Raw genomic sequence first — 15,151 nt, forward strand, 5'->3', positions numbered from 1 at the left:
GGACGACTCAGCGGATGCTGTTGTCGTGACCGTGGCTGTGACCGCCGGCGTGGGAGCCGGTGGGCGCCGGGATCGACTTCTGCATCTGCACGAGGAACTCGACGTTGGACTGCGTCTCCTTCAGCTTGCCGAGCACGACCTCCAGCGCCTGCTGGGGGTCCAGGCCCGCGAGCGCGCGGCGGAGCTTCCAGGTGATCTTGACCTCGTCCGCCGAGAGCAGCATCTCTTCGCGACGCGTGCTGGAGGCGTTGACGTCGACCGCGGGGAAGATCCGCTTATCTGCGAGCTGACGCGACAGACGCAGCTCGCTGTTGCCGGTTCCCTTGAACTCCTCGAAGATGACCTCGTCCATCTTGGACCCGGTCTCCACGAGCGCCGTGGCGAGGATCGTGAGCGATCCGCCGTTCTCGATGTTGCGCGCCGCGCCGAAGAAGCGCTTGGGCGGGTACAGCGCCGAGGCGTCGACACCACCGGTGAGCACGCGACCCGACGTCGGCGCCGAGATGTTGTACGCACGCCCGAGGCGGGTGATCGAGTCGAGCAGCACGACGACATCGCGACCGAGCTCCACGAGGCGCTTCGCACGCTCGATGGCGAGTTCGGCGACGGTCGTGTGGTCCTCGGCGGGACGGTCGAAGGTCGAGGCGATGACCTCGCCCTTCACGGTCCGCTGCATGTCGGTGACCTCTTCTGGACGCTCGTCCACGAGGACGACCATCAGGTGCACCTCGGGGTTGTTCGTCGCGATCGCGTTGGCGATCTGCTGGAGCACGATCGTCTTCCCGGCCTTGGGCGGCGCGACGATGAGACCGCGCTGGCCCTTCCCGATCGGGGCGACCAGATCGATGATCCGCTGGGTCAGCTTCTCGGGCGCCGTCTCCAGGCGCAGGCGGTCCTGTGGGTACAGCGGGGTCAGGTTGCCGAACTCGACCCGACCGGCGGCGTCGTCCACGGACAGGCCGTTGACGGCGTCGACCTTGACCAGCGCGTTGTACTTCTGACGACCGGACTGCTCGCCCTCGCGCGGCTGCTTGATCGCACCCACGACGGCGTCGCCCTTGCGCAGGTGGTACTTCTTGACCTGACCGAGCGAGACGTAGACGTCCTGCGGACCGGGCAGGTACCCCGTGGTGCGGACGAAGGCGTAGTTGTCGAGGACGTCGAGGATGCCGGCGATCGGGATGAGGACGTCGTCCTCGCCGATCTCCGTGTCGAACTCGTCGGCGTTCTGGGCACCACGACGCTTGTTGCGCTGACGGCCGCGGGCGTTCCCGCCCGCCTCACCGTCGTCGTCGGAGGCGTTCTGGGGGGCCGGACCGGTGTTCCCGGCGGGGGCGTTCTGGCCGTTCTGGCCGTTCTGCGCGTTCTGGCCGCCGGAGTTCCGGTTGCGGTTCCGGCTGCGGCTGCGGCCGCGGCCACGGCCGGAGGTCTCGTCGCCGTCGGAGCGGTCGCCCTCGGAGCGGTCGCCCTCGGCGGCCCCGTCCGTCGCGTCTGCGGCGGGCGTGGAGTCCGGAGCGTCGGATGCCGGTTCGGCGGCGGAGTCGGCCGCGGGCTCGACGGCCTCGGCGGCGGGCGCCTCCTCGACGGCGGGCTTCTTGGCGCGCGAGCCGCGACCGCGACCGCGCGGGGCCTTGGGCGCCTCGGCGGCGGGCTCCTCGGTCTCGGCGGCGGGCTGGGCCTCGGCGGCCTCGGCGACGGCGGGCGTCTCGCTCGTCGCGGGAGCTGCATCGTCGGTCGACACGGCCTCGGCGGTGGCGCCGGCGTCCGCGGCGGGGGCGGCACTCGCGGGTGCGTCCTCGGCGGGCGTCTCGGCGGGGGCTTCCGCCGCATCGGCGGCGACCTTCTTGGCCGCGGTCTTGCGGACCGGGGCGTCGCCGGTCTTCGCCCGACGCGGTGCGCGCTTGCGCGGCGCCTTGGCGGGCGCCTCCTCCTCGGCGGGGGCCGCGTCCTCGGCGGGCACAGCGTCCTCGGCGGGCGCGGCATCCTCGGTCGGGGCGACGGCCTCGGCGGGCGCGGCCTCCTCGGTCGGGGCGACGGCCTCGGCGTCGACGGACGCCTCTGCCGGCTCCACGGCGTCGGCCTCCGGCGCCTCGTCGGCGGCAGGCGCCTCGTCGGCGTCGTCGACGGATGCCGCCGCAGCGGTGTCGTCGGTGGTCTCGACGGTCTCGGCGTTCTCGGGCGCCTCAGCGCGCTCGTCGGCCTGGACGTCGGTGTGGATCTCGGAGATGGACTCCACGAGTTCTCCCTTGTGAAACGAATGGAATATGCACGAACGCGCGGCGATGATGGGCGCCGAACCCGAAGCGTGCTCAGAGAGCCGTTACGACCTCGAAGGTCGCGATGGCGTACAGAGACCGTCAGCGGGAAGGGGCTGTGCGGGTTTCGCAGATTGCGACGGAGGCCAGATCACGTGTTTACGTGGCACTCTCCGCGTACTCGCCCACTGTACCACCCTTGACGTCGACGGCGAGCATGTGCGCCTCCCACGGGGTGTCCGCCGTCTTCGCGGCCAGAGCGGCCGCTTCGAGGCGTCGGCCGGGACCGTCGGCGAGCACCAGGACGCTCGGTCCCGCTCCCGACACGACGGCGGCGAACCCTTCGGCGCGCAAGGCCCGGACCAGCTGATCGGTGCCCGGCATCGCCTGCGCGCGGTAGCTCTGGTGGAGCTTGTCCTCGGTCGCGGCGAGCAGGAGTTCGGGGCTCTGCGTGAGTGCGGCGATCAGGAGCGCGGAGCGCGAGACGTTGAAGACGGCATCCTCGCGCGGCACCTGCAGGGGCTGCAGGCTCCGAGCGACGCTCGTGGACATCGTGAAGTCCGGCACGAACACGAGGGGCGACACGCCGCGGTGCACGATGAGCTTCTTGTGCTGCGGCCCCGTCTCGTCGACCCAGGCGATCGTGAGGCCGCCGAAGAGCCCGGGCGCGACGTTGTCGGGATGGCCCTCGAGCTCGGTGGCGAGCCGCAGGAGCGTCTCGTCGCCGATCTCGACGTCCCCGCGCAGGAGTCCCTTCGCGGCGAGGAGCCCGGAGACCACCGCGGCGCCGGAGGAGCCGAGGCCGCGGCCGTGCGGGATCACGTTCCGCGCGCGGAGGCGCAGGCCCGGCATCCGGCGTCCGACCGCCTCGTAGGCGTAGGCGATCGCGCGCACGACGAGGTGGGAGGCGTCCCGCGGGACGTCGCCCATCCCCTCCCCCTCGACGTCGATCTCGAGCTCGCCCTCGGGGAGGGCGGTGACGTCGAGCTCGTCGTAGATGCTCAGCGCGAGTCCGAGGGTGTCGAACCCCGGCCCGAGGTTCGCGCTGGTCGCGGGGACCCGCACGAGGACGCGTCGCCCCGGTTCCGGCGCGACGGGTGCGGTCACGCCGGCGCCTCGACCGGGACGAGGTCGAGCACCGACGCCACTTCGGACGTCGCCGCGTCGACCACGGTGGGCTCGACCTGCGAACCGTCGGCGTTCCGAAGTGCCCACTGCGGGTCCTTCAGGCCGTGGCCCGTCACGGTCAGCACGACGCGGGAGCCGGCGGGGATGATCCCCTTCTCGGCACGGTCGAGAAGGCCCGCGACACTGATGGCCGAGGCCGGCTCGACGAAGATGCCCACCTCGCCCGCGAGGAGCTTCTGGGCCGCGAGGATCCGCTCGTCGTCGATCGCGCCGAACCAGCCGTCGGTGGCGTCGCGCGCTTCCAGAGCGAGCTCCCACGAGGCGGGGTTGCCGATGCGGATCGCGCTGGCGATCGTCTCGGGCTGGCGCACGACCTCGCCGCGGACGAGCGGCGCGGAGCCCTCGGCCTGGAATCCGAACATGCGCGGGACGCGCGTGGCGGCGCCGCGGGCGGCCTCCTCGCGGTAGCCGCGCGAGTAGGCGGTGTAGTTGCCGGCGTTGCCGACGGGGATGAAGTGGAAGTCCGGCGCGTCGCCGAGCACCTCGACGACCTCGTAGGCCGCGGTCTTCTGGCCCTCGATGCGATCGGGGTTGACGGAGTTGACCAGGTGCACCGGGTAGTGGTCGGCGAGCTCGCGGGCGATCTCGAGGCAGTCGTCGAAGTTGCCTCGGATCTGGATGAGGCGGCCGTTGTGGGCGACGGCCTGGCTGAGCTTGCCCATCGCGATCTTGCCCTCGGGCACGAGGACCGCCGCGGTGATCCCCGCGTGCGCGGCGTAGGCGGCCGCCGAGGCGGAGGTGTTGCCCGTCGACGCGCAGATGACCGCCTTCGCGCCGTGCTCGACCGCCCGGGAGAGGGCCACGGTCATGCCGCGGTCCTTGAAGGATCCGGTGGGGTTCATCCCCTCGAACTTCACCCACACGTCGGCGCCGGTGCGGTGCGACAGCGCCGGAGCGGGCAGCAGCGGCGTACCGCCCTCCCCCAGGGTGACGACGGTCGAGGCGTCGGTGACGCCCAGCCGGTCTGCGTACTCGCGGAGGACTCCGCGCCAGAGGTGTGCCATGTCAGTCTCCTTCCACGCGCAGGACCGACACGACCCGCTCGACGACCCCGCTGGCGGCGAGGCGGTCGACGGTGTCGCTGAGATCCTGCTCGCGAGCTGTGTGGGTGCCGATGACGATGCGGGCCGTGCCACCGGAGGCGGCATCCGCGACCACCGTCTGCTCGAGGGTCGCGATCGACACGCGTCCTTCGCTCAGGATGCCGGCGACGGTGGCGAGGACGCCGGGTTCGTCATCGACCTCGAGGGTGATCTGGTAGCTGGTGATGACGCGTCCGATCGGGACGACGGGGAGGTTCGCGCGGGTGGATTCGCCCACGCCGACGCCGCCGGCGATGTGGCGGCGGGCGGCCGAGACCACGTCGCCGAGGACGGCGGAGGCGGTCTGCACGCCGCCGGCGCCGGCGCCGTAGAACATGAGGTCGCCCGCGGCCTCGGCCTGGACGAACACGGCGTTGTTGGCGCCGTGGACCGTGGCGAGCGGGTGCTCGCGGGATACCAGCGCCGGGTAGACGCGCACGGAGATCGATTCGCCCGCCGCCCCGTCGGCCGACTCCGGCAGACGCTCGCAGATCGCGAGGAGCTTGATGACCTGCCCGGCGCGGCGTGCGGCATCCATCATCGCCTTGTCGATGTGGGTGATGCCCTCGCGGTGGACGGCGTCCAACGGCACGGCGGTGTGGAAGGCGAGACTCGCGAGGATCGCGGCCTTCTGCGCCGCGTCGTAGCCCTCGACGTCCGCGGTCGGGTCGGCCTCGGCGTAGCCGAGCGCCTGCGCGTCGGCGAGGACGTCGCCGAACTCCGCACCCTCGGTGTCCATGCGGTCGAGGATGTAGTTCGTGGTGCCGTTGACGATGCCCATGATCCGCACGACCCGGTCGCCGGCGAGCGAGTCGCGCAACGGGCGGATGATGGGGATCGCTCCTGCCGCGGCGGCCTCGTAGTACACCTGCGCGCCGACGCGGTCGGCGGCGTCGAAGATCTCGGGGCCGTGGGTGGCGAGGAGGGCCTTGTTGGCGGTGACGACGTCCGCGCCCGCGCCGATGGCCTGCAGGAGGTACTCGCGCGCCGGCTCGATCCCGCCCATCAGCTCGATGACGATGTCGGCGCCGAGGATCAGCTGTTCGGCGTCGGTGGTCAGGAGCTCACGCGGGAACTCCGTCTCGCGCGGCGCGTCCAGGTCGCGGACGGCGATGCCGACCAGTTCCAGGCGTGCGCCGGCACGGTCGGCGAGCTCGTCGGCGTGCTGTCGCAGCAGCGAGGCGACCTGGGAGCCGACGGCTCCCGCGCCGAGCAGAGCCACGCGCAGGCGGCGGTAGTCGGTCGTCATGCGGTCCCTTCCATCGGGGATTCGGGTGCGGAGGTCAGGAGTGCACGGGCCGCGCCGGTGTACCCGGCATCACGCGCGAGGAGGTCGTCCACCGTCTCGCCGCGGACGATCACGCGCGCCTCACCGCCGCGGAGGGCGACGACGGGCGGACGCGGCACGTAGTTGTAGGTGCTGGCGAGGGAGAAGCAGTAGGCGCCGGTCGCGGGAACGGCGAGGAGATCGCCGGGCGCGACGTCGCCGGGAAGGTGGTCGGCGTCCACGACGATGTCTCCGGACTCGCAGTGCTTGCCGACCACGCGCACGAGTGCCGGGTCGGCGTCGCTGGCGCGCGAGGCGATGCGCACCGAATACTGCGCGCCGTACAACGCGGGACGGGCGTTGTCGCTCATGCCGCCGTCGACGCTGACGTACAGACGCGTCAGCCCCTCGTCGAGGGTGACCGGCTTGGTCGTGCCGACCGAGTACAGCGTCACGCCGGCGCGACCGACGATGGAGCGGCCCGGCTCGAAGGCGAGGTCCGGCATCGGGATGCCGCGGGCGGCGCACTCGGCCGCGACCGCGTCGACGATCCCCCGGGCGAGATCCTCGATCGGGGTCGGGTCGTCCGCCGCGGTGTAGGCGATCCCGAAGCCCCCGCCGAGGTTCAGCAGCGGCAGTGGCGCGTCCGCCGACAGCGCGGCGTGGAGGTCGACGAGGCGCGCGGCCGACTCCACGAATCCGGCGGTTCCGAAGATCTGCGAGCCGATGTGGCCGTGCAGGCCCACCAGCTCGAGTCCCGGAACCTCGCGGATCCGCGCGGCGGCGGCGACGGCATCCGTCAGGGTGAAGCCGAATTTCTGGTCCTCATGCGCGGTGGCGAGGAAGTCGTGGGTCTCGGCGTGCACGCCGCTGTTGACGCGGACCATCACGCGGGCGGGTGCGGCACGCCCGGAGGTGAGGGCCGCGAGACGCTCGATCTCGACGAAGCTGTCGATCACGATCGTGCCGACTCCGGCGTCGAGGGCGGCGCGCAACTCGAGCTCGCTCTTGTTGTTGCCGTGGAAGCCGAGTCGGGCGGGATCCACACCCGCGGCGAGGGCCACGGCGAGCTCGCCGCCGGTGCAAACGTCGAGGGCGAGCCCCTCCTCCGTCACCCAGCGCGCGACCTCGATGCTCAGGAACGCCTTCCCCGCGTAGTAGACGCGCGCCGCGACGCCGTGCGCGGCGGAGGCGACCTCGAACGCGGACCGGGCCCGACGCGCCTGCGCGCGGACCTCGTCCTCGTCGAGCACCCACAGGGGCGTTCCGAAGCGGTCGCGGAGCTCGGTGGCGGGGATGCCGCCGAGGGTCAGGACGCCGCGGTCGTCGCGTGTCGCGCGGCTCGGCCAGACCGCCGCGACCAGGGCGTTGGCGTCGCCCGGCGCGGCGGGCGATGCCGAGGCGGGCGAGGAGGAGTGCGGGGCGGCGGACACGGGTGAGACCAATCGATGGATGCTTCGGCGCGGCCCGCCGGGATCCGAAAGGTGCGGGCGTCCCGGCCGGTGCGATCACGCGCCGGGGCGTCCCTGCGGACAGTGCCTGAAGTCTACGGCACACGCCCGCGGCACCCCGCGCGCTGCGCACTCTGTGACATCCGCGATGCCGAAGCCGTGCGCTACGCGCAGACACCCTCCGCCTGGAGTGCGGAATCGGAGAGGATCGCACCGTCGATGTCGAGCTCGGCGACGACGGCGCCCTCCTGCACCGAGATCTCCCGCAGGGTGACGCCGGCCGGGATCTGATCGGCCACGCACACTGTCCAGTCGCGCAGGATGACATCGGCGACGAGCCCGAACTGCTGCCGGATGCGCTCTGCCGACAGTGCCGTGCCGGCGACCTCGATCTCGGACGGGGTCAGGACGATGTCGCCGTCGTCGGCGACCGGGGTCAGCGCGACGCCGACCGGGATCTCCGCGGCGAAGACCGGGACGTCGATCGACACCGTCACGTCGGGGGCGGCGAGATCGACCGTGTCGACGGGGAAGGAGTCGATCGTCGCGAGGAGCGCACGGAGCTGATCGGCGTCCATCGTCACCGTCGCGGAGCCGGCCTCCATCGCCCCGCCGCTGATCGGAACGCCCTGCGCGACCACACGGATGTCGCCGGTGAAGGCGTCGCCGAGCGCGACGTCCTCGGATGACAGGGTCAGCTCGTCCAGACGCCCCGCGATGAGCTGCGGGAGCACGGTGCCGGCGACCTCGACCTCCAGAGGCTGATCGGCGGGGAGATCGAGGGCCGTGATCACCTGCTCGCGCACCGTCGCGGTCACGATCGAACGGGCGATGGCCTCGCCGGCGAACCAGGCGCCGATCGCGAGCGCGACGACCACGAGGACGGCGACGATCCAGGGCCACGCGCGGCGGCGCCGGCGCTCGGGTGCCGCCGCGGGAACGGCCCAGTCGGGCAGCGGCTCGGTCGGTCGGGTCTGCCCCTGATCTGCCATCTCCACCCGTTCCTCAGCCGGTCACATGCGTTCGGGAGCACCCACGCCGAGCAGGCGCAGTCCGTTGCGCAGCACCTGTCCGGTCGCGTCGTTCAGCCACAGGCGCGTGCGGTGCACGGGCTCGATGGGATCGTCGCCCTGCGGGATCACGCGACAGTTGTCGTACCACCGGTGATACAGACCGGCGAGTTCCTCGAGGTAGCGCGCGACCCGGTGCGGCTCGCGCACCTCGCCGGCGTAGGCGAGCACGCGCGGGAACTCCTGCAGGGCGCCCAGGAGCGCGGCCTCGGTCTCGTGCGTGAGCGTCTCGGGGGCGAAGTCGCTCCGGTCCACACCCGAGGCCGCCGCGTTGCGCCCGACGTTGTGCGTGCGGGCATGGGCGTACTGCACGTAGAAGACCGGGTTGTCGTTGGTGCGCCGCTGCAGGACGTCGAGGTCGACGTCCAGGTTCGAGTCGGCGGAGCTGCGCGTCAGGGCATAGCGCGCGGCATCCACCCCGACGATCTCGACGAGGTCCTCGAGCGTGACGACGGTGCCGGCGCGCTTGGACATGCGGACCGGCTGCCCGTCCTTGACGAGGTTGACCATCTGGCCGATGAGGATCTGCAGGTTCACGCCCGGCTCGTCGCCGAACGCCGCGCACATCGCCATGAGCCGCTGCACGTACCCGTGGTGGTCGGCGCCGAGCATGATGATGCAGCGGTTGAACCCGCGTTCGCGCTTGTCGAGGTAGTAGGCCAGGTCGCCGGAGATGTAGGCGGGGTTGCCGTCGGACTTGATGACGACGCGGTCCTTGTCATCGCCGAAGTCGGTCGAGCGCAGCCACGTGGCCCCGTCCGCCTCGAAGATGTGGCCGAGCTCGCGCAGACGCGCCACCGCCCGCTCCACGGCTCCCGAATCGTGCAGATCGTTCTCGTGGAAGTACACGTCGAAGTCGACGCCGAACTCGTGCAGCGACTGCTTGATCTCGGTGAACATGAAGTTCACGCCGAGCTCGCGGAACGCCTCCTGCTTGGCCGCCGGGTCGAGGGCATCGATGTCGCCGTCGTAGGCCAGGGCGACGCGCCGGGCGATGTCGGCGATGTATGCCCCGCCGTAACCGTCCTCCGGCGTGGGCGCCCCCTCGTGGGCGGCGATGAGGCTGCGCGCGAAGCGGTCGATCTGCGCACCGTGGTCGTTGAAGTAGTACTCGCGGGTGACGCGGGCCCCCTGCGAGGCGAGGATACGGGCCAGTGCATCGCCGACGGCGGCCCAGCGGGTGCCGCCGAGATGGATGGGGCCGGTCGGGTTGGCGCTGACGAACTCGAGGTTGATGATCTCGTCGGCGCGCGCGTCGGTGGTGCCGAAGCTGTCCCCCGCCTCGACGATCGTCTTCGCGAGAGCCCCGGCCGCCGCGGCATCCAGTCGGATGTTGATGAATCCGGGGCCGGCGACCTCGACCGAGTCGATGCCCTCGACCGCTTCGAGACCGGCGGCGATCTCCGCGGCGAACTCACGCGGATTGGCGCCGGCGACCTTGGCGAGCTTCAACGCGGCGTTGGAGGCCCAGTCGCCGTGGTCGCGGTTCTTCGGCCGCTCGAGCGGAAGGTCAGCGGTGGTGAGACCCTCCGCCGCGCCGGGTCGTCGCGCCTCGACGAGGGGCGTGATGACGGCGAGCAGAGCGGCGGAGAGGACGTCGGGATTCATAGACCGCTCAGTCTAGTTCGCCCGCCTCGGCGCGCCGGATGCGTCCGGGCGCTCCAGCGCGGAGATCAGCCGATCTGCACGAGGGCCGTGAAGTCGTCCGGTTCCGCGACGGATGCCGCGGCGTCGGCATCCGGCACCTGATCGGAGGCGACCCACGCGTCCACGCGCAGGTGGCGGAGTCCGACGTTGCCGCCGTGGTAGCTGAGGAACGCGCAGTCCGCGGCGTCGCGCCCCGTGGCGATGCGCACGAGCGAGCGCCGGTCGGCCAGGCGCGTGGCGTCGATGACGTACCAGGCGCCGTCGAGGTACGCCTCCGCGACGGCGTGGAAGTCCATCGGCTGAAGGCCGGGAGCGAAGCACGCCGCGTACCGCGCGGGCATGTCCATGGCGCGCAGGAGCGCGATGACGACGTGCGCGTAGTCGCGGCAGACGCCCTGTCCGGTCATGAGGGTCGTGACCGCACTGTCGGTGCCGTGGCTGAGGCCCGGGGTGTAGGTGGTGCTGGTGGCCACGAAGTCCGATACCGCGGCGATGAGGTCGTACCCGCTGAGACCGCGGAACTGGCGGCGGGCCTGCAGGAAGACCTCGTCGGACTGGCAGTACCGGCTCGGGCGGAGATACGTGATCGCCTCGAGGTCGCTCGTCCGGCTGGCCGTGGCGACCCCGTCCACGACGGCCTCGTAGCGGACGGAGAGGAGTCCCGCTTCGCCGGTCAGGCGGTGCAGACGCGTGCCGGACTGATCGACGATCTCGGTCGGGGTGTACACGCGATCGTCCTGCGTGAAGCTCAGCTGCTCGCTCGATCGGGGCACCGGCTGGGCCGCGGTGATCTGGAAGATGAGGTCGACGGGAGAGGCGAGCTCCAGCTCCATTTCGGCGGTCACGACGCGATGCACCGGAGTATCCTCGCACGCCGGAAAGGCCGCTCGGGCCGCGTGCAGTACCGTCATCCCATGCGGCACGAGGACGAGGTCTGGCACCGGCGTCCGGTGTGGGTCCTCACGGGCGTCGCCGTCGTCCTCGCGATCGTCCTCGCGCTCGGCGCGACCGCCGTGGGGACCGGCTTCTTCGGCCTCTTCCGCGCCGTCCCCGCGACCTCCGACGACGTCGCGGCCGAGGCCGACGCGCGCGTCCCACCCCGCGCCCTCGTGGTGGCGGACGGGCAGCGGATGCTGGTCTTCGGCGACTCGTGGACGTTCGGACTCGGCGCCCTGACCCGCGCCCTCGGCTACGCTCCGCGGACCGCGGCGACCCTCGGCGCCCACGCGGTCATCGACGGCGAGCCGGGCAGCGGCTATCTCCGCGAGGGGTGGGAGGGCGGCACCTACGGCGAGCGCATCGCGGCACTGCCGACGGATGCCGCGTTCGACGTGGTGATCGTGCAGGGGTCGATCAACGACCGCCGTCGGTACCCCGAGGGGTACGACGCCGCGGTGACCGCAGCGTGGGATGCGCTGTCGGCGACCTACCCCGACGCCGCATTCGTCGTGCTCGGTCCCGCGCCCCACGTCCTGCCCGTGGACGAGGCCGTGGTCGCGATCGATCGAGACCTCGCCGCGCTCGCCGCCGCGCGCGGATGGGGATACATCTCCCCCCTGTCGGAGGAGTGGATCACCGAGGAGAACTACCTGTCGGTCATCGACATCGGCCCCGTGGGGCTCCGACATCCGTCCACCGACGGCCACGCGTATCTCGCCGAACGGCTCGTGGACGCGCTGCGCGCCCTCGCCGTCCCGGCCGTCGCCGCGGCGGAAACGCCCGCGCCCGGGTGGTAATCTCGACCGGTACGCCTCCGTAGCTCAGGGGATAGAGCGTTGGTTTCCGGTACCAAAGGTCGCAGGTTCGATTCCTGTCGGGGGCACCAATCGTGAAAGGGACCGTCCGAAGGGCGGTCCCTTTCTGGTGGGTTCCGCCTCACTCGTGGTCGGCGGCGAGTGAGGTCAGCAGCTCGACGGCGGCATCCACGGTCGCAGCGAGGATCTCGTGCGGCTCGCCCTCCAGCTCCAGCCGCCGGTGGCCGACGGCATCCGCGGTCGCCCAACCGAGATAGACCTCGCCCGGCGGGTGACCGTCATCGCCCTCAGGACCGCCGACGCCGGTCGTCGCGACGGCGAGATCGGCGCGCAGCAGGCCTCGCACGCCCACGGCGAGCTGACGCGCGACCTCCGGTGAGCACGGATCCAGGTGCTCGTCGACCCCGAGGACCTCGTTCTTCACGCCGGTCTGGTAGGCGACGACTCCCCCGCGGAACCACTCGCGCGCGCCCGCACCGCTGCCGATCGCGCTCGCCAGGAGCCCTGCGGTGAGCGACTCGGCGACGGCGACCTGGAGGTCTTTCGCTGCGGCGATCTCGGAGAGTTCGGCGGTTCCCATGCTCATCCAGCGTACGGATCGCGCGGGTGCGCGCAATCCCGGAGCGAAGCATCTGCGAGCGCGGTCAGGCGTGGTCGCCGCCGACGAGCTTCAGCCCGATGACGCAGCCGATGAGCCCGAGGATGAGCAGCACGCGGACGAACGAGAAGCTCTCGTCACCGGTGATCATCGCGTAGCCGACGGTGAGCGCCGCACCGATGCCGACCCACACCGCATAGGCGGTGCCCGTCGGGATCTCGCGCATCGCATAGGCGAGTCCGCCCATGCTCACCACGAGCGCGACGCCGAAGATCACGGTCGGCCAGAGCTTGGTGAAACCCTCGGTCTTGCCGAGGGCGGTCGCCCACACCGCCTCGAGGATTCCGGACAGGATGAGGATGATCCACGACATGGCACGTCTCCATGGCCAGTCTTGTCGCTCACCGGGTACTGAACCCTCGTCCGGGGATCCGGTCGGGATCCGTCGACCACTCTAGCGCCCGACCCTGCGCACCCCCTGGGCAGGGTGGGTGCGCGCGCTCAGGTGGCGCTCGCGGCCGCCTCCGCGAGATCGAGGGGGCCACGAGCGACACACGAACACCGCGAGAGCCCGCGACACACCGCTCAGACGAGGAACCACCCGTCGAGGAGGCCGGGGTTGTGCGCGTGGACGAGCACCGCGAAGACGACCGCGTCGAAGAGCAGGTGCACCGTGACCACGTAGGCGAGCGACCGGGTCTTCATGAAGATGAAGCCCTGGAGCAGCGCGAACGGGATCGTGAGGAACGGACCCCACGCCTGGTAGCCGAGCTCCCACAGGAACGACACGAACACGATCGACTGCAGGATGTTCGCCTGCCAGTCGGGGAAGTGCCGGCGAAGCAGCGCGAAGCAGGTGCAGATGAAGAAGAGCTCGTCCCAGATGCCCACGGCACCGACGCCGACGAAGAGGCGCGCGATGAGGTCCGGGGTGTCCACGACCGGCCAGTTCATGTAGACGCCGGAGGTGATGAAGTAGAACGGCAGGATCAGCCAGCCGAGGACGAGAACGGCGACCAGCCACGACCACTGGAACTTCGTCCACCGCCCGCCCCCGCGCCACGGGAACCGGATCGCGTAATCGCGGTAGACCCAGCGCGAGAGCACGTACGGCACCACGACGGCGCCGCCGAGGGCGAGGGTGAAGCGGAGGAAGGCGAGGTTGTCCAGCTCCGCCTTCAGAGGGATGACGCTGACGACCAGGAGGCCGACGGCGATCAGCGAGAGGTCGCGCGTGAGGCTGGGGCGACGGATGCCGTCCCCCGCGGCATCCGTCGACGGCGGCCGCTCGAACGCCTCGCGCCGCTCGATCAGAAGCGCAGCGCCCACGCCCACGGCGAGGAGCACCCAGGCGAGCCAGGGGGTGAGGAGGACGAAGAACGCCGGGGCCGCGAGGCACACCGCCAACGCCGGGAGGAGTCGCCACGTCCAGGCGGGACGGGTGGCGACGGGTACGGCGGCATGAGCGGGCATGGAGTGTCCTTTCAGCGGTCGAGCAGGTCAGCGGTCGTGCAGGTCAGCGGTCGAGCAGGTCAGCGGTCGAGCGGGTGGGCGATCTCGTCCTGCCGCATGCGCGCCGCCCACAGCACGACGAAGCTGAGGACGAAGGGCACGAGGCCGGCGACGATGAAGATGGTGGGGATCGACACGACCTGGGCGAGGGGTCCGGCGAGCGCCATCGACACCGGCATGAGGGCGAGCGAGACGAAGAAGTCCAGCGACGACACCCGGCCGAGCATGTGCCGCGGGACGCGGCGCTGGAGGAGCGTGCCCCAGATGACGTTGCCGTAGCTGAAGCCGAAGCCGATCACGAACACCGACGCCATCATGAGCGCGTACACGTCGGTCAGTCCGATGACGATGAACGGCAGGGTCGACGCACCCCAGACGAGCGTCATCACGCTGAGGTAGCGGCGCGGGAGGGGGCGGGCCGAGACGACGAGCGACCCGACGACGCCGCCGATGCCGTAGACGGCGAGGAGGAAGCCGAACCAGCGCGGGTCCTCGCCGATCCGGTCGCGGGTCAGGAAGGGCAGCAGCACCTCTTCGGGGCCGAGGACGACGAGGACCCACACGGTCGCGAACAGCAGCGTCCACAGGAGCCAGCGGGTGCGGACGGTGAAGCGGACGGCGTCGGCGAGGTCGCCGAGCACGCCCCGCGACGGTGCGACGTCGCTCTCCGCCTCGGGGACGGCATCCTCGCTCCGGACGAAGAAGAGCAGTACCAGCGCGATCAGGTGTGCCAGCGCGACGCCGACGGTGGCGTGCGCGGGGGCGATGACGGCGGCCACCACCATGCCGGCCGCGGCGGGGCCCGCGGCCTGCTGCAGGGCGGGACGGATCGCCCCCTCCAGCCCGTTCGCGGCCAAGAGCTGCTCGGCGGGGAGGATCCGCGGGAGGATCGCACTGTAGGCCGGGAAGAAGAACCCGGCACCGGCGCCGAGGATGAACGCGACGATCGCCAGGTGCGCGATCGTCACGGTCGCGGCGAAGCTGACGGCGACGACCGATCCGATCGCGACGACGTTCGCGGCCTCGACGACCCGCAGCACGGTGCGGCGGGAGACCCGATCGGCGACGATGCCGCCGGGTATCGCGCAGGCGAGAAGGCCCACCGCACTCGCCGCGGCGACGATCGAGAGGGCGACCTCATCACCCCCGGCGTCGATGACGGTGTAGACCATCACGACCGCCCACATGCCGGCGGCGAAGACCGACAGGACGACCGCGGCGAACAGCATCCGGAAGTCGGGATGCCCGAGCGGGCGGACCATGCGCCACCGATCGCGCGGCGCCGCCCCCGGGGCGTGCGCACCGATCGGGATGGGTCCCGTCGGCT

Annotated in this window: 13 protein-coding genes, 1 tRNA gene and 1 riboswitch; of the genes, 2 read left to right on the forward strand and 12 right to left on the reverse strand. The window is 71.5% G+C overall.

The window, feature by feature from the left end; genetic code table 11:
* Positions 1 to 7: 7 nt before the first annotated feature.
* From rho to KZC50_RS14805, 8 genes are all read right to left on the reverse strand, one after another.
* Complete coding sequence (gene rho, locus KZC50_RS14770) at positions 8 to 2,236, reverse strand: transcription termination factor Rho (RefSeq protein WP_301132616.1); 2,229 nt, start codon at positions 2,234 to 2,236, stop codon at positions 8 to 10.
* A gap of 178 nt (positions 2,237 to 2,414) precedes the next feature.
* Positions 2,415 to 3,362 carry a homoserine kinase gene (thrB, locus tag KZC50_RS14775; protein ID WP_053547638.1) on the reverse strand — a complete coding sequence of 316 codons (948 nt, stop codon included), beginning with the start codon at positions 3,360 to 3,362 and terminating at the stop codon, positions 2,415 to 2,417.
* On the reverse strand, positions 3,359 to 4,447 hold the full coding sequence (thrC, locus tag KZC50_RS14780; protein WP_053547639.1) for a threonine synthase: 1,089 nt from the start codon (positions 4,445 to 4,447) through the stop codon (positions 3,359 to 3,361). The genes thrB and thrC overlap by 4 nt, the downstream gene beginning before the upstream one ends.
* Before the next feature lies 1 nt (position 4,448).
* Positions 4,449 to 5,774, reverse strand: coding sequence for a homoserine dehydrogenase (locus tag KZC50_RS14785; RefSeq protein ID WP_053547640.1), 1,326 nt, complete (start codon positions 5,772 to 5,774; stop codon positions 4,449 to 4,451).
* Positions 5,771 to 7,225: a diaminopimelate decarboxylase gene (gene lysA, locus KZC50_RS14790; protein ID WP_310892214.1), complete on the reverse strand. Its 1,455-nt coding sequence runs from the start codon at positions 7,223 to 7,225 to the stop codon at positions 5,771 to 5,773. Before lysA ends, KZC50_RS14785 begins: the two co-directional genes overlap by 4 nt.
* Before the next feature lie 182 nt (positions 7,226 to 7,407).
* Positions 7,408 to 8,235 carry an LmeA family phospholipid-binding protein gene (locus KZC50_RS14795; protein ID WP_310892152.1) on the reverse strand — a complete coding sequence of 276 codons (828 nt, stop codon included), beginning with the start codon at positions 8,233 to 8,235 and terminating at the stop codon, positions 7,408 to 7,410.
* A 21-nt stretch (positions 8,236 to 8,256) separates the two neighbouring features.
* On the reverse strand, positions 8,257 to 9,921 hold the full coding sequence (argS, locus tag KZC50_RS14800; protein ID WP_310892153.1) for an arginine--tRNA ligase: 1,665 nt from the start codon (positions 9,919 to 9,921) through the stop codon (positions 8,257 to 8,259).
* Between the two features lie 65 nt (positions 9,922 to 9,986).
* Positions 9,987 to 10,817 carry a transglutaminase-like domain-containing protein gene (locus KZC50_RS14805; protein ID WP_310892154.1) on the reverse strand — a complete coding sequence of 277 codons (831 nt, stop codon included), beginning with the start codon at positions 10,815 to 10,817 and terminating at the stop codon, positions 9,987 to 9,989.
* A 57-nt stretch (positions 10,818 to 10,874) separates the two neighbouring features.
* Here KZC50_RS14805 and KZC50_RS14810 point away from each other — a divergent pair, with 57 nt between their 5' ends.
* Both KZC50_RS14810 and KZC50_RS14815 read left to right on the forward strand, forming a co-directional pair.
* The gene (locus KZC50_RS14810) at positions 10,875 to 11,696 is read left to right on the forward strand and encodes an SGNH/GDSL hydrolase family protein (protein ID WP_292705537.1); all 822 of its coding nucleotides are present in this window, start codon (positions 10,875 to 10,877) and stop codon (positions 11,694 to 11,696) included.
* 13 nt (positions 11,697 to 11,709) lie between these two features.
* Positions 11,710 to 11,785 (forward strand) — tRNA-Arg (locus tag KZC50_RS14815).
* 50 nt (positions 11,786 to 11,835) lie between these two features.
* On the opposite strand, the gene KZC50_RS14820 is transcribed toward KZC50_RS14815, so the two are convergent.
* The 4 genes from KZC50_RS14820 to KZC50_RS14835 form a co-directional block, all read right to left on the reverse strand.
* Positions 11,836 to 12,294 carry a CinA family protein gene (locus KZC50_RS14820; RefSeq protein ID WP_292705536.1) on the reverse strand — a complete coding sequence of 153 codons (459 nt, stop codon included), beginning with the start codon at positions 12,292 to 12,294 and terminating at the stop codon, positions 11,836 to 11,838.
* A 64-nt stretch (positions 12,295 to 12,358) separates the two neighbouring features.
* On the reverse strand, positions 12,359 to 12,685 hold the full coding sequence (locus KZC50_RS14825) for a DMT family transporter (protein ID WP_301132611.1): 327 nt from the start codon (positions 12,683 to 12,685) through the stop codon (positions 12,359 to 12,361).
* An 11-nt stretch (positions 12,686 to 12,696) separates the two neighbouring features.
* Positions 12,697 to 12,759: riboswitch (guanidine-III (ykkC-III) riboswitch) on the reverse strand.
* A 138-nt stretch (positions 12,760 to 12,897) separates the two neighbouring features.
* Positions 12,898 to 13,785 carry a CPBP family intramembrane glutamic endopeptidase gene (locus KZC50_RS14830; RefSeq protein WP_310892155.1) on the reverse strand — a complete coding sequence of 296 codons (888 nt, stop codon included), beginning with the start codon at positions 13,783 to 13,785 and terminating at the stop codon, positions 12,898 to 12,900.
* Between the two features lie 59 nt (positions 13,786 to 13,844).
* Positions 13,845 to 15,086, reverse strand: coding sequence for an MFS transporter (locus tag KZC50_RS14835; protein ID WP_310892215.1), 1,242 nt, complete (start codon positions 15,084 to 15,086; stop codon positions 13,845 to 13,847).
* Between the last annotated feature and the right edge of the window lie 65 nt (positions 15,087 to 15,151).

This window comes from Microbacterium aurantiacum, from assembly GCF_031625015.1.
GTDB lineage: Bacteria > Actinomycetota > Actinomycetes > Actinomycetales > Microbacteriaceae > Microbacterium > Microbacterium aurantiacum.

Excerpts from the sequence above, each read along its gene's own strand:
- thrC (WP_053547639.1), bottom strand. The coding sequence starts at position 4,447 with ATGGCACACCTCTGGCGCGGAGTCCTCCGCGAGTACGCAGACCGGCTG.
- KZC50_RS14785 (WP_053547640.1), bottom strand. The coding sequence starts at position 5,774 with ATGACGACCGACTACCGCCGCCTGCGCGTGGCTCTGCTCGGCGCGGGA.
- KZC50_RS14795 (WP_310892152.1), bottom strand. The coding sequence starts at position 8,235 with ATGGCAGATCAGGGGCAGACCCGACCGACCGAGCCGCTGCCCGACTGG.
- argS (WP_310892153.1), bottom strand. The coding sequence starts at position 9,921 with ATGAATCCCGACGTCCTCTCCGCCGCTCTGCTCGCCGTCATCACGCCC.
- KZC50_RS14810 (WP_292705537.1), top strand. The coding sequence starts at position 10,875 with ATGCGGCACGAGGACGAGGTCTGGCACCGGCGTCCGGTGTGGGTCCTC.
- KZC50_RS14820 (WP_292705536.1), bottom strand. The coding sequence starts at position 12,294 with ATGGGAACCGCCGAACTCTCCGAGATCGCCGCAGCGAAAGACCTCCAG.
- KZC50_RS14825 (WP_301132611.1), bottom strand. The coding sequence starts at position 12,685 with ATGTCGTGGATCATCCTCATCCTGTCCGGAATCCTCGAGGCGGTGTGG.
- KZC50_RS14830 (WP_310892155.1), bottom strand. The coding sequence starts at position 13,785 with ATGCCCGCTCATGCCGCCGTACCCGTCGCCACCCGTCCCGCCTGGACG.
- KZC50_RS14835 (WP_310892215.1), bottom strand. The coding sequence starts at position 15,086 with ATGGTCCGCCCGCTCGGGCATCCCGACTTCCGGATGCTGTTCGCCGCG.